At 59.0% G+C, this 13,663-nt stretch carries 12 protein-coding genes and 4 tRNA genes; 5 read left to right on the top strand and 11 right to left on the bottom strand.

From position 1 onward, the window contains the following. Positions 1-408, bottom strand: coding sequence for an OsmC family protein (locus RVM26_RS06115; protein ID WP_039178011.1), 408 nt, complete (start codon positions 406-408; stop codon positions 1-3). Beyond that, complete coding sequence (locus RVM26_RS06110; RefSeq protein WP_498941407.1) at positions 409-606, bottom strand: hypothetical protein; 198 nt, start codon at positions 604-606, stop codon at positions 409-411. A gap of 216 nt (positions 607-822) precedes the next feature. On the opposite strand from RVM26_RS06110, the gene ygfZ reads away from it, so the two are divergent. Next, on the top strand, positions 823-1,773 hold the full coding sequence (ygfZ, locus tag RVM26_RS06105; protein ID WP_287804517.1) for a CAF17-like 4Fe-4S cluster assembly/insertion protein YgfZ: 951 nt from the start codon (positions 823-825) through the stop codon (positions 1,771-1,773). 17 nt (positions 1,774-1,790) lie between these two features. Here the strand turns inward: ygfZ and RVM26_RS06100 are convergent, their stop codons facing one another. The 4 genes from RVM26_RS06100 to RVM26_RS06085 all read right to left on the bottom strand — a co-directional run bounded on the left by RVM26_RS06100 (position 1,791) and on the right by RVM26_RS06085 (position 5,890). Next, positions 1,791-2,564 (bottom strand): TatD family hydrolase, encoded by a 774-nt coding sequence (locus RVM26_RS06100; RefSeq protein WP_498941406.1) that lies wholly within the window; start codon positions 2,562-2,564, stop codon positions 1,791-1,793. Between the two features lie 46 nt (positions 2,565-2,610). Next, the gene (locus tag RVM26_RS06095) at positions 2,611-4,200 is read right to left on the bottom strand and encodes a peptide chain release factor 3 (RefSeq protein WP_287804521.1); all 1,590 of its coding nucleotides are present in this window, start codon (positions 4,198-4,200) and stop codon (positions 2,611-2,613) included. A gap of 151 nt (positions 4,201-4,351) precedes the next feature. After that, a complete protein-coding gene (locus RVM26_RS06090; RefSeq protein WP_039178020.1) occupies positions 4,352-4,561 on the bottom strand; it encodes a putative motility protein in 210 nt (69 codons plus the stop codon). An 87-nt stretch (positions 4,562-4,648) separates the two neighbouring features. Further along, the gene (locus RVM26_RS06085) at positions 4,649-5,890 is read right to left on the bottom strand and encodes an NAD(P)/FAD-dependent oxidoreductase (RefSeq protein ID WP_498941405.1); all 1,242 of its coding nucleotides are present in this window, start codon (positions 5,888-5,890) and stop codon (positions 4,649-4,651) included. A gap of 333 nt (positions 5,891-6,223) precedes the next feature. On the opposite strand from RVM26_RS06085, the gene amt reads away from it, so the two are divergent. After that, positions 6,224-9,598, top strand: coding sequence for an ammonium transporter (amt, locus tag RVM26_RS06080; protein WP_498941404.1), 3,375 nt, complete (start codon positions 6,224-6,226; stop codon positions 9,596-9,598). 89 nt (positions 9,599-9,687) lie between these two features. On the opposite strand, the gene RVM26_RS06075 is transcribed toward amt, so the two are convergent. From RVM26_RS06075 to RVM26_RS06060, 4 genes are all read right to left on the bottom strand, one after another. After that, positions 9,688-9,762 (bottom strand) — tRNA-His (locus RVM26_RS06075). A 32-nt stretch (positions 9,763-9,794) separates the two neighbouring features. Beyond that, a tRNA-His gene (locus RVM26_RS06070) sits at positions 9,795-9,869 on the bottom strand. Positions 9,870-9,926: 57 nt separating this feature from the next. Beyond that, positions 9,927-10,003: transfer RNA gene (locus tag RVM26_RS06065), tRNA-Arg, on the bottom strand. Positions 10,004-10,099: 96 nt separating this feature from the next. Continuing rightward, a tRNA-Pro gene (locus RVM26_RS06060) sits at positions 10,100-10,176 on the bottom strand. 205 nt (positions 10,177-10,381) lie between these two features. Here RVM26_RS06060 and folD point away from each other — a divergent pair. Together folD and mtnN are read left to right on the top strand one after the other, a co-directional pair. Next, a complete protein-coding gene (gene folD, locus RVM26_RS06055; protein WP_096923019.1) occupies positions 10,382-11,242 on the top strand; it encodes a bifunctional methylenetetrahydrofolate dehydrogenase/methenyltetrahydrofolate cyclohydrolase FolD in 861 nt (286 codons plus the stop codon). A 61-nt stretch (positions 11,243-11,303) separates the two neighbouring features. After that, entirely contained in the window at positions 11,304-12,011 is a 708-nt protein-coding gene (gene mtnN / locus RVM26_RS06050) for a 5'-methylthioadenosine/S-adenosylhomocysteine nucleosidase (RefSeq protein WP_287808569.1), read from the top strand. Positions 12,012-12,053: 42 nt separating this feature from the next. On the opposite strand, the gene pyrC is transcribed toward mtnN, so the two are convergent. Next, positions 12,054-13,091 (bottom strand): dihydroorotase, encoded by a 1,038-nt coding sequence (pyrC, locus tag RVM26_RS06045; protein WP_039178028.1) that lies wholly within the window; start codon positions 13,089-13,091, stop codon positions 12,054-12,056. 150 nt (positions 13,092-13,241) lie between these two features. On the opposite strand from pyrC, the gene RVM26_RS06040 reads away from it, so the two are divergent. Further along, positions 13,242-13,658 (top strand): hypothetical protein, encoded by a 417-nt coding sequence (locus tag RVM26_RS06040; RefSeq protein ID WP_189463035.1) that lies wholly within the window; start codon positions 13,242-13,244, stop codon positions 13,656-13,658. The last annotated feature ends 5 nt before the right edge of the window (positions 13,659-13,663 follow it).

Below are 13,663 nucleotides of genomic sequence, written 5' to 3'. Positions count from 1 at the left end.
TCACTCGGTGCGAGTGGTGATCTCGATGGTGGCCTGGGTCATCAACCGCTGAATGGGGCATCGGTGGCTGATCTCTTCCAGCTTGGCTTTCTGCTCAGGGTCGCTGATACCGTGCAGTTCGAGCTGAACGGCCAGCCGGTAAACGCCCTTCTTTTCATCCTGGTCGTCTCGCTGCACCGTGACCGTAATGCCTTCCAACGGCCACTGCTTGCGCTTGGCATACATTTGTACGGTAATGGCCTTGCAGGTTCCCAAAGCGATATCGAAATAGTCGTGAGGGTCCGGCGCACTTTCATCGCCACCCACCACTGCGGGTACGTCTGCGTAGAGGTCTTCCAGGCCATTGACCTCGATACGCTGACGAAACGCCCGGTTGCGCTCACTGATCACCACGATAGGCGGATGCATTCACGACACCTTGACAGGTAGCTTGAGCCGTTCGACCGCCTGGATCAGCGCGTCACGCTTGGCACGCCCTTCCACTTCGGCGCCATGACGCCCTACTTCGGCGCTGTCCACCCCATCCAGCATCATCAATGCCGTGGTGATCTTGTTGACCTGATCAGCGTTGGAAACCCCTTGGAAACTGAGTGATTGCACTGCCATGCGTTGCCCTTTTATGTGTTAATGAGTCTTGTTAAGTATATGCTAGCAAGATCGATCGGCGATACGACGCAAAATTCTTGTGCAAGGCCGATACGCGGAATTGAAGTTTAGCACGCGAAAGTGCGCTTGCAATTGCAGCCCACTGCCCGCACCTAGCGTAACCTATTGCCGCGCCTTTCACTTCATATCGCGCAGCATTCATCTTCAGGAGAGACCATGGCCACCGCCGAAACTCACCCTTTCACCGGTACCGTTTATTTGACGCACCTGGCAGCGCTGGACGTCACGGGCCCTGATGCCGAAAAATTTCTCCAGGGTCAAACCAGCGCCCAGGTCGGCCTCGCCAATGGACATTTCGCCCCCCTGACCTGCTTTTGCACTCCCAAAGGGCGCATGCTGGCCAATGCCCAGCTGCTGCGCCTGGCGCCACAGCACTATCGGCTGGTTCTCGACGCCTCGCTGGCCGAGTCTCTGGCCAACCACCTCAAAAAATTTGCCGCTTTCTACAAGACCGAGCTGACGATTGCCACGTCCGTGACATTCGTGGGCAGCAGCGCCCCCGACGCCACGCTACTGGAGCAGGCAGGCGTGACGTTGCCCGATCAAGCCTATGCCCACCATACCAGCCCTTCGGGCACCGCCCTGCGCATGCCGGGTACTGCCCGCTGGCTGCTGATGCTGGAAACCACACCCCCAGAGCATGTTTCGCAAGAGGCGCAACAGCAAGCCTGGCAGCTGGCGGATATCCGTAGCGGCCTCGCCTGGTTGACGGCGGCACAGCAGGATCACTTCCTGCCACAAATGCTCAACTGGGAAGCACTGGGCGGCATCAGCTTCAAAAAGGGCTGCTATACCGGGCAAGAAGTTGTCGCTCGGGCGCACTTTCGCGGCCAGGTCAAAAAACGCCTGGTGTATGCGCACGTGAGCGCCAGCGCATTACCCCAGATAGGCGACAGCCTGGTGGATCAGGAAGGGAAAGCCTTGGGTGAAGTCGTCAACAGCGCGTTCAGTGACGAGCAGCAGATAGAGTTGCTGGCGGTCATGAATACCAAAGTGGCGGAGGAGCAGATCTCCGTCTACTGGCAAGCGCAGCCAGTGAGCCTGCACGCGCTGCCTTACCCCATTGAGCGCCTGGACCCTGAGGCACTAGCGGCTCAATTGAGCTAACGCCAGCGAGACGGCACTCACAGGCCAAAAATGCGCGCAGCGTTGGCACTGCTCAGCGCTGCGACGTGTTCCAGCGATTGCTGACGCAGCTTAGCCACCTGCTCAGCGACGTGCTTCACGCGCGAAGGTTCATTGCGCTGCCCTTGGAAGCCACTCAGCGGCATATCAGGGCTATCGGTTTCCAGCACGAACCCGTCATCCGGCAATGAGGCCACCACACGATGCAGGCGTTGAGCACGAGCGTAGGTGACGGCGCCTCCCAGCCCCAGTACAAACCCCGCATCCAGAAGCCTTGCGGCCTGCTGGTAGGAACCGGCAAAGGCATGGATCATGCCGGGCCTCGCCAGTGCCCATTGATGAAGCCGCTTGGCCACGTCATCGTTGGCCTTCACACAGTGCACGACGGGGGGAAGCTGACAACGGCTCGCGATACCGAGCTGGGCATCGAAATATTCCCACTGCTGCGTGAGACTCTCGCTGAAGCGGCCATCGATACCACACTCGCCAATCGCCACCAGGGCGGTTTCCGGGCAGGCCAGCTGCTGCTTGACCAGCGCCTCCAGCGCCGCCAGGTCATCGGCGTGATGCTGGGCAATGAAATAGGGGTGAAGTCCGAGGCAGATGCTGACCCCTTCGCTCTCGCCCAGCGCCAGCACCTGCTGCCAGCGCTGGCGAACCGTGGCAGGCACGATGAAACCCTTGACGCCCACGGCCCTGGCTGCGGCGATGACGGCCTTTCGGTCTTCATCGAACTCCGCGGCATCCAGGTGGCAGTGGGCGTCAATGAGCATGGCAAGCGCTCTCGTTTGGGTAGGCGTCTTGAGGCGAGTCTTGAAGTTAGTGCTCTCGGGTCGGCTGGAAACGGATATCCGGCCAGCGCTCCTGGGTCATTTGCAGATTGACCCGGGTCGGGGCGATATAGGTCAGGTAGCCACCGCCGTCGATTGCCAGGTTGGCACTTGCCTTGCGCTTGAACTCTTCCAGCATCTTCGCATCGTCACAATAGACCCAGCGAGCCGTCTGCACATTGACGCCTTCGTAGAGACAGTCGACCTTGTACTCTTCCTTCAAGCGGTGTGCAACGACGTCGAACTGCAGCGTACCTACTGCGCCAAGAATCAGGTCATTGTTATCCACCGGCATGAAGACCTGAGTAGCCCCTTCCTCCGATAGCTGCTGCAGGCCTTTCTGAAGTGCTTTCATCTTCAGCGGGTCTTTCAGGCGCACGCGCTTGAACAGCTCCGGCGCAAAGTGCGGGATGCCCATGAAGCGCATGTCTTCACCCACGGTAAAGGTGTCACCAATCTGAATGGTGCCGTGGTTGTGCAAGCCGATGATATCGCCGGGCCAGGCCTCCTCCACGTGGGAGCGGTCCGAGGCCATGAAGGTCAGCGCATCGGCAATCTTGACGTCCTTGCCAATGCGCACATGGCGCATCTTCATGTTCTTTTCGTACTTGCCGGAACACACCCGCAGAAAGGCAATGCGGTCACGGTGGTTCGGGTCCATGTTGGCCTGGATCTTGAAAACGAAACCGGTAAAGCGATCGTCCTTGGCCGTGACTTCTCGAGTATCGGTCTCGCGGGGCTGCGGCGATGGCGCGTACTCGACGAAGCCGTCCAGCATTTCACGCACGCCGAAGTTACCCATGGCGGTACCGAAATAGACCGGGGTCAGCTCGCCACGACGATAGGCTTCCAGGTCGAACTCATGGGAAGCGCCGCGCACCAGATCGACTTCCATGCGCAGCTCTTCGGCCTGCTCTTCGCCCAGAAAGGCATCCACCTCCGGGTTGTCCAACCCTTCGATACGCTTGTCGTCAGGGATACGGCTGCCCTGCCCCTGGGTATAGAGGTGAATCACGTCGTTGTAGAGATGATAGACACCCTTGAAGTGCCGCCCCATGCCAATGGGCCAGGTCATCGGGGCGCATTGGATGTTGAGCACCGTCTCCACTTCATCCATGACTTCGATGGGGTCACGAATATCGCGGTCCATCTTGTTCACAAAGGTGAGGATGGGCGTGGTACGCAGTCGACACACTTCCATCAGTTTGATGGTGCGATCTTCGACACCCTTGGCCCCATCGATGACCATCAGTGCGGAGTCGACGGCGGTCAGGGTGCGGTACGTGTCTTCCGAGAAGTCCTCGTGTCCTGGAGTGTCCAGCAGGTTGACGATGCGTCCGCCGTAGGGGAACTGCATGACCGACGTCGTCACCGAGATGCCCCGCTCCTGCTCCATCTTCATCCAGTCGGACGTCGCATGGCGATCATTGCGCTTGCTTTTCACCGAACCGGCCATCTGAATGGCATTTCCGAACAGCAGCATTTTTTCGGTGATGGTCGTTTTACCAGCATCAGGGTGCGAAATAATGGCAAAGGTGCGGCGTAGCTCTGCTTCGCGCGCTAATTGAGCGTCAGACATGGAGTTCTCTAAATAGGGGGACTGCGTAATAACCAAATAAGCGCCAGACCAGTGGCGGGGTGCGCCTATGGTAACGCAACTCCCTGCCTGCGGCATACCAAAGCAAAAAACGCCGACAAGGTCGGCGTTTGGGGATCAAAAAGCGAGAGCTTCAGGCGAAGGTGTTGATCTGCGTACCGACGCTACCTTCCTGAGCAAGCTCAGGCTGTGCTGCCGCATCGGCCGAAGCCAATACTTCCGTGACCTGATCGGCTTGCTGCTCCAGCGCATCTCTGAACATTTGCATTTGCGCCTGCTCGACCGTTTGCGCCTGGTTCATGTAAAGCGCAGTGCTGACCGTATTACTGACCGCGACATCCATTGCGGAACCTCCATCTGGCGGAATTTCATCTACAGCCTAGCAAACATCCCTTCCAGACGCCAAGCAAACCGGAAAGCGACCTGACATCTAGAAGCGGTCCGCGCGGAACGGCGCCATATCGATGGCTGTCGGTTTATCTTCCATCATGTCGGCCAGCAGCTGGCCAGTAGCAGGCCCCAGCGTAAAGCCCTGGTGACCATGCCCGAACGCCAGCCACAGGCCAGGATGGCGTGGTGCAGGGCCAATTACCGGCTTCATGTCCGGCAGGCAAGGACGCGCGCCCTTCCAGGCACGTTCGTCCTTGCGTTCGGCCAGCGGAAAAATGGTTCGCGCCACGCTTTCTGCAGCCCCTAGCTGCTCTTCGTCGGCAGGCGATTCCAGACGATCCAGCTCCGCTCCCGTGGTCAGCCGCACGCCTGCATTCATGGGGGCCAGAAGATAACCGACTTCCGCATCCATCAGCCAGTAATGCAGCTTGGTATCGGGCTGTGTGGCGTAGTGCATATGGTAGCCACGCTTGACGAATGTCGGGAAGTGGTAGCCCAGCGGCTTCATCCATTCTCCCGCCCAGGGCCCTAGCGCCATCACTACGTCATCTGCCGTGAAAGTGTCGGTGGCGGTGCTCACCTGCCATTGCGCCCCCTGCTGGCTGACGTTGGTGATGTCCGCCTGTACCAGCTGGCCACCCAAAGCCACGAACGACTCGGCGTAGGCCGCTACCAGACCACCGGGATCAGCAACGGTCCAGGGGTCCAGCCAATGGATGGCCCCGATGATCTGCTCTCCCAGTTGGGGCTCTTTTTCGGCAATCCCCTGGCGGTCGAGCACCGCAAACTGCACACCATAGAGATCGCGGGCCTCTTCAGCTTCCTTGACACGCTTGGCCAGCTTTTCGGGCGTTCGATATATCTCCAGCCAGCCCTCACGACGTACCAACGCATCGGCACCTGCCGCTTCGATCATCGGCGCGTGGGCGTCGAGGCACAGCTGAATCAGCGACGCGTACTCCGGGACGATCTTCTTGTAGAGCCGCGACGACGAATGATGCCAATAACTGAGCAGCGGAGAGGCCGCCTTGACCATGCCGGTGGGCCGATAGCGAATATCGACACGACGGTTGGGCAGCACGCTCAAAATGGTTTTCATATCGCGAGGAAACGGATACGGCCGTACCGCCTCACGCTGGATGATGCCCGCGTTACCGAACGAGGTTTCACGACCAGGCTGGCGGCGATCGATCAAGGTGACCTGAAAACCGCGCTTTTGCAGTTGCCAGGCGATACTGACGCCGACCATCCCTGCCCCTAAAACCACTGTTTGACGCGCCATTTTGATGCACTCCTCATTGAAAGATGATGCCACTACCAGCCCGTCCTGGCAGTGCCGCAACATATTGAAAAATATCACCAATCAAACAGCAATTACACAGTCATAAATACTGTTTTAAATCGTCATTTCAGTTTTTATTAACGTAGAAATAAAAAATAAGGATGAGTCCACTAGCCACGGCACGACAATTGCTTCATTCACGTTAGCAGTGCTTGAAGGGCTCGTCACGCTGACGGGGCTGCCTGCCTCGTCACTCGACGGTGATTCCTTCACCTTCCGACAAAGCACCAAATTAGCGCATACGCCGCACCATGCAGCGACAAGGAGAAGCAGATGACAGTGATGCTGGAAACAAGGCTTCTCGACACTTTATGGGTCCTTTGGGCCGCCGCCATGGTGTTCGTCATGCAGGCAGGCTTTCTGTGCCTGGAAGCCGGCACTACCCGTACCAAGAACGCCATCAACGTCGCCATGAAAAACCTGGCCGACTTCGCGGTTTCGGTGACGGTTTTCTGGCTGATCGGCTTTGGCATGATGTTCGGTGTTTCACAGGGGGGTTGGCTAGGACTGTCGTTATTCGGCTGGGAAATGGAGGCCAGCAACGCCTGGCTGATGACCGTGTTCATCTTTCAAGCCATGTTCTGCGCCACCGCAGCCACTATCGTGGCGGGCGCAGTGGCGGAGCGCATGCCTTTCCTGGGCTACCTATGGACAGCCTTCTGGATAGCACTATTGATCTACCCAGTGTTTGGCCACTGGGCGTGGGGAGGCTTACTCGGTGGCACGCCTGGCTGGCTGGCCGCTCGTGGATTCGTCGACTTTGCCGGAGCAACGGTAGTGCATAGCGTGGGCGGCTGGGTGGCCCTGGCCGCCGTCCTGGTGATCGGCCCCCGCACCGGGCGCTTTCGCGATGGCGTTCATGCCAACCCGTTCCCGGCGGGCAACCTGCCGCTGGCCATGCTGGGCGCACTGTTCATGATTCTGGGCTGGTTTGGCTTCAATGGCGGCAGCACCCTGGCCATGAATAGCGCCATTCCCGGCATCATCGCCAACACGCTGCTGGGGGCGGCTGGCGGCATTCTGTCGTCCATGCTGATGGGCTGGCGCATTCGCCGCTATGCCGATGTGATGTATGCCATCAACGGTGCCATTGCCGGCCTTGTCGCAGTCACGGCAGGCGCTCATGCCCTGTCGCTGCACGCGGCCTTCATGCTGGGCAGCATTAGCGGCGTGCTGATGGTGGCGGCCAGTGAGTGGCTGCTCAAAAAACGCATCGATGATGCCGTAGGCGCCATTCCCGCCCACTTGGTCACCGGCATCTGGGGCACGCTGGCACTGCCCTGGGTGGCTAACCTGGAGGCGCTGGGAACCTCGCTGAGCCGCTGGGAGCAGTTTCATGTTCAGCTCATGGGCGTGATCGTGTGCGGCGCATGGAGCTTTGGCGTCGCCTGGCTCCTGCTGCAAGCGAGCAAGCGCATCATGCCTCTGCGGGTTTCACCGGAGGCAGAGAAAATGGGGCTCAACCTGGCAGAACACGGCGCCCGGAACGAACTGCATCAACTTCTGGAACACATGCGCCAGCATGAGCGCCAGGGGGACATGCGCCAGCGCATCGACGCCGACCCGTTTACCGAGGTAGGGGAAATCGCTGCCAGCTACAATCGAGTATCCGCCGCGCTTGAGCGCGCCGTAGGCCATACCCGAGTCATGCTGCGTAATTTGCGTGACGGCGTCTTGACCTGGCAGGCAGATGGCACGCTCACCAGCCTCAACCCCGGCGCTGAAGCACTGTTCGGCGTTCAGGCACAGCAGCTCGTCGGGCAACCCATTACCACGCTGCTTCCTCATCGGCCATTGCCCCCCGGCACACGTCTGGAAATCAAGCGACGCACCGAAGACCAGCAAGTGCGCTATCTCGAAATCCAGGTCAGCGAGGGGGCTGCGGGGTCACACTCGGAACGTTCAGGCATGGTGCGGGACATCACCGAGCGAAAACTGCTGCAAGAGCAGCTGAATCGAGAGCGCGACCTTGCCCGCACCACGCTCGCCTCCATTGGCGACGGAGTGATCACCTGCGATGCCAGTGGCAACATTACCTTCATGAACAGCGAAGCGCAGCGCTTGACCGGCTGGGACGCCAGCGAAGCCCTGAACAAACCGATTCACCGTATCTATCAGCTGCGTGACGAACATAGCGACGAACCAATCAACAATCCGGCCCGTCATGTCCTGACCCAGCACCGCCCACTGCAATACACCGACCCCGGCATGCTGCTGAACCGCAATGGAAAGCGCTACCCCATCCAGCACAGCGCCTCGCCTATTCGCTCGCGCAGCGGCATTACTCTGGGTGCCGTCGTGGTCTTTCAGGATGTCAGCCTGACGCGCAAGCTCTCCGCACAACTCAGCTATCAAGCGTCCCACGACAACCTGACCGAGCTTGTCAATCGACGCGCCTTCGAGGCCCTCCTTGCCAAGCTGCTGACACAGACGGAAAGCGACCATGCCCTATGCTACCTGGATCTCGACCAATTCAAGATCGTCAATGATACCTGTGGTCATCAGGCGGGTGACGAACTGCTCCGGCAGGTGGCTCGCAAGCTGAAAGCGCATGTCCGCAACAGCGATACCGTGGCACGCTTGGGAGGCGACGAGTTTGCGCTGCTGCTGCCCGACTGCCCCCTGGAAAAAGCCAAATTGATTTGCGAAGCGCTGCGCAGCGACATCGAGCAGTTTCGCTTTGCCTGGCAAGAGCACACCTTCGGCATCGGTGTCAGTATCGGGCTCGTTGCCATTACTCCGACGCAACCTCGGCGTCTGGCGGAAACACTCCACGCAGCCGATGCCGCCTGCTATAGCGCCAAGGAGGCAGGCCGCAACCGGATTCACTGCTACCAGCCCGACGACCGCCTGCTGCTGGAGAGGCACGGAGAGCTGCAGTGGGTACAGCGCTTGCAAAATGCACTGGATAACGACACTTTCCGTCTGTTCGCGCAACCGGTTCACCCGGTATGCACGCGAAACAAAGGCTATCAGGAGATTTTGATACGCCTGGAAGAGCATGGCCAGTTGATTGCCCCCGGAAGCTTTTTACCCGCGGCACAACGCTATCACTTCATGCCACGTATCGACCGCTGGGTCATTCGCAACACGCTCGCCTGGCTGAGCGACCGCTATCGCAGCGCGGAGCCCGACGCCATTGGCCACTGGGGCATCAACCTGTCCGGCGACTCGTTATCCGATAGCGATTTCTGCAACGACTTGATTCGGCAGGTACGTGCCGCCAAGCTGCCTGAAGGCAGCTTGTGCTTCGAAATTACCGAAAGCGCCGCCATCGCCCAGCTCTCGAAAGTCAGCGAGCTGATTCAGACACTGAAATCGTTGGGCTGCCAATTCGCTCTGGATGATTTCGGTACGGGACTCTCGTCGTTTGGCTACCTCAAACAGCTATCGGTCGACTATCTCAAGATCGATGGCCGCTTCATCCGCAACCTGCACCACGACCCCATCGACTGCGCAATGGTCGAAGCGATTCATGCGGTAGGCAAAGCGCTGCATATCGAAACGGTCGCTGAATTCGTGGAGACGCAAGAGACCCTGGATAAATTGCGCACACTGGGCATCGACTATGCACAAGGCTATCTGCTGGGCAAGCCAACGGAAATAACACGTGCAGAAGGGAATAACATCAAAGTCATGCCAAGATGATCACGTACAGCTTGACCATAGAGAATTGGCAAAAGACATAAAGGAGTTGGTATGAGAGTAGAACTTCGAGGGAGAGACAATCAGGTTAATGGGGTGGATGATGGGGATCGAACCCACGACCACCGGAGCCACAATCCGGGGCTCTACCACTGAGCTACATCCACCACAACCTGGGTACTGCAGAACGTCTTGTCGATGGGGTGGATGATGGGGATCGAACCCACGACCACCGGAGCCACAATCCGGGGCTCTACCACTGAGCTACATCCACCATGACAAAACAAATGCTTGATAATACCGACTGGAAAAAACGAGACCGTCTTCTTGATGGCACGCCCAGCAGGACTCGAACCCGCAACCTACGGCTTAGAAGGCCGTTGCTCTATCCGGTTGAGCTATAGGCGCACATAATGTATCCAGAGATACCGATGAGCACTTGACCACAACCAAAGCTTGGAAGGCAGTGTTACTTTTGACTTCAAGTAATCGGCTTCAAGTAAATGGTCGGGATGGAGGGATTCGAACCCCCGACATCCTGCTCCCAAAGCAGGCGCGCTACCAGACTGCGCTACATCCCGATACTTGCCTTGACCGCTGCTGCGTGTCCCGTCTCAAGCGAGGCATATATTACTATTTCTGATTCTAATGTCAACACATAAAGTGTTTGATTCGATAGATGCTTTGCCTGACCGCCCTGCCATGCGAAAATTGCGCAGCCGAATTGCTCGGTTACCGAGCCGTATCCTTTATTAGCTTCTCCATCTTCAATAGGGATCTCACTACATGACCGCCCAACTCATCGATGGCAAAGCCATCGCCGCGCATGTCCGTCAACGCGTTGCCGCCCGAATCCAGGCGCGTCAGCAGGAAGGTGTGCGTGCACCCGGACTAGCCGTGGTCGTGGTCGGCGAGGACCCTGCCTCACATGTCTATGTCAACAACAAGCACCGCGCCTGTGAGCAGGCAGGCATTCTTTCGTTTCAACATGCCCTGCCCGCCGATACTACGCAATCTGCCCTGGAAGCCTTGGTAGACGAACTCAACGCCGACCCCAGCGTCGATGGCATTCTGGTACAGCTACCGCTACCGGCACACCTCGATGCCAGGCCCATCCTGGAGCGCATCCGTCCCGACAAGGACGTAGATGGTTTCCACCCCTACAACCTGGGACGCTTGGCGCAACGGCTGCCCTCCCTGCGCCCCTGCACGCCCAAAGGCATCATGACCATGCTGGCACAAAGCGGCATTGCCGTGCGCGGCATGGACGCCACGATCGTTGGCGCATCAAACATCGTGGGCCGCCCCATGGCCCTGGAGCTGATGCTGGCAGGCTGTACGACAACGGTCTGCCACCGCTTCACACGCGACCTGGCAAGTCACGTCAGCCGTGCAGACCTGGTGGTCGTCGCCGTGGGCAAACCCGGCATCGTGAAGGGTGAGTGGATCAAACCCGGCGCGGTGGTCATCGATGTGGGCATCAACCGCCAAGAGGATGGCAGCCTGGTCGGCGACGTGGACTTTAGCGCGGCAGCCGAGCGCGCCAGCCACATCACTCCCGTGCCTGGCGGCGTTGGCCCCATGACGGTGGCCACTCTGCTCGAAAACACGCTGGAAGCCGCTGAACGCCACGACCAGCAGCGCTGAACCCGGACACGCTCTAGACACTGGCAGCTCCCTGCCTCATTGACCTGCGGAGAACATCACGGTGCAACGTATTGGTATCATCGGCGCCATGGCGCAAGAAGTGAACATCCTGGCCAGCCAACTGGCGGATGCTGAGCGTGCCGAGCACGCAGGCTTCGTATTTCACACCGGCACATTACATGGGCTGGAAGTCGTCATTCTCCAATCCGGCATCGGCAAGGTGAACGCCGCCGTCGGTACCGCCATTCTGCTGGAGCGCTACCAGCCAGAGGCCATCATCAACACCGGGTCTGCAGGCGGTTTTGCCACGGACTTGGCCATTGGCGACGTGATCATTTCGGATGAAGTGCGCCACCATGACGTGGATGCCACGGTCTTTGGCTATGCCCTGGGACAGGTGCCCGGCATGCCCGAGGCCTACCAGGCCAGTGAACACCTGCGCAGCGTGGCACGCAGCGCCATTGCCGCCCTCGGCGAAGTGACAGTGAAAGAAGGCATGGTTGCCACCGGCGATTCGTTCATGGCCGACCCGGAGCGGGTAGCCAAGACCCGCGCCCAGTTCCCCACCATGCTGGCGGTCGAGATGGAAGGTGCCGCCATTGCCCAGACCTGTCATCTGTATGGCTGCCCCTTCGTGGTGATTCGCGCTCTGTCCGATATCCCGGGCAGCGGTGACAACCACCTATCCTTCGAGCAGTTTCTGGAAGTGGCCGCCGACCACTCTTCACGCATGGTCAATCAGATGCTGTCGAAGCTGGCCAGCGAATGACTCTGAAAACCCCATCGCCGCCAGGCGATGGGGGTTCACCTCTTACCCCTCCATTTGCCACGCCAGGGTTTCACCCGCCTGCAAAGGCACGATGGTCTGCCCTGCAGCATAAGGGTAGCTTTCCGGCAGCTGCCACTCCCGGCGCACCAGAGTAACCGTATCGGCATTGGGCGCCAGCCCATAAAAACGCGGCCCGTTCAGGCTGGCGAATGCCTCCAGCTTGTCCAGTGCCCCAACCGACTCGAACGCCATCGCGTAAAGCTCGATAGCGGCAGGTGCCGTATAGGCGCCGGCGCAGCCGCAGCTTGATTCCTTGTCGCCCTTGGCGTGAGGAGCGCTGTCGGTTCCCAGAAAGAATTTCGCACTGCCGCTGGTGGCCGCTTTCAACAGCGCCTGACGATGCTGCTCACGCTTCAGGATTGGCAGGCAGTAGTAGTGAGGACGAATACCACCGGCCAGCATCTGGTTACGATTGAACAACAGGTGGTGAGCGGTGATGGTCGCTGCGACATTGTCCGACGCGTCAGCGACGAATTCAGCGGCTTGCTGCGTCGTGATGTGTTCGAACACGACCTTCAACGTCGGGTGACGAGCCAACAGAGGTTTCATGACGCGCTCGATGAACACGGCTTCACGATCGAAGATGTCGATGTCATGGTCGGTCACTTCGCCATGCACCAGCAGCGGCATTCCCAGCCGCGCCATGGTGGCAATGGCTGCGTCGCAATGAGCGATATCGGTGACGCCGGAAGCCGAGTTGGTCGTTGCCCCCGCCGGATAGAGCTTGACCGCTTTGACCACACCGCTGGCGACAGCACGTTCGATCTCTTCTGCGGGCGTTGTGTCGGTGAGGTACAACACCATCAGCGGCTCGAACGCGCTACCTTCCGGCAAGGCCGCCAGGATACGTTCACGATAGGCCATGGCCTGCTCGGTCGTCGTCACCGGCGGCTTGAGGTTGGGCATGATGATGGCCCGCCCCATCTGGGCTGCGGTATGGCCTACCACCGCATTCAGCGCCTCGTCGTCGCGAAGGTGAAGGTGCCAATCGTCGGGGCGAGTGATCGTGATAGCGTCCACGGCAAGTCCTGTCTTGAAAGTGAAAGAGGGGTGTCACGGCTGCACAGTATACCCAATCGCCCCGTGGGATAAATCTGCACACGACCCCCACAGGCCCAGCCAAGTGTCGTATCATGACGCCACGTTGTAAGATCAAGGATGCTGTTGTTTATGCAGAACGTACGACGCTATGCGGATGTCATTGCCAGCATAGAGGGGTTGGTGTGGCTGGGCCTTGCCTGGTCGATCTCCATTTCCATGTATCAGCAGAGTACCGAGCCTACGCTGGCCATGTTGTTCGTGGTGGGCGCACTGCTGCTGTTCAGTTGGGCACACCGACCGCTGCGCTATCTGCTGATGCGCTACCACATTCGCAAGCGGCGCACCGACATGTGGATGCACACATTGGCCCTGCCCCTGTTGCTGGCCATGTTTTTCCATATCCTGCTGGAAACGCTGTTGGGCACTGCCTGGCTGCCACCCAAAATACTGCTGTTCAACCTGCTGGCATCAGCGGGTTGGTTAACCTTCGTCATGACGCTATTCATCAAGTTCGTGATTCATAGCGTCAAGACATCGAACAAGTAATCGTC

The sequence above is a fragment of the Halomonas sp. KM072 genome (assembly GCF_050710315.1).
Lineage (GTDB): Bacteria > Pseudomonadota > Gammaproteobacteria > Pseudomonadales > Halomonadaceae > Vreelandella > Vreelandella hamiltonii.
Note: the sequence above shows the minus strand (reverse complement) of the source record. Positions and strands in the feature narration are given on the sequence as shown.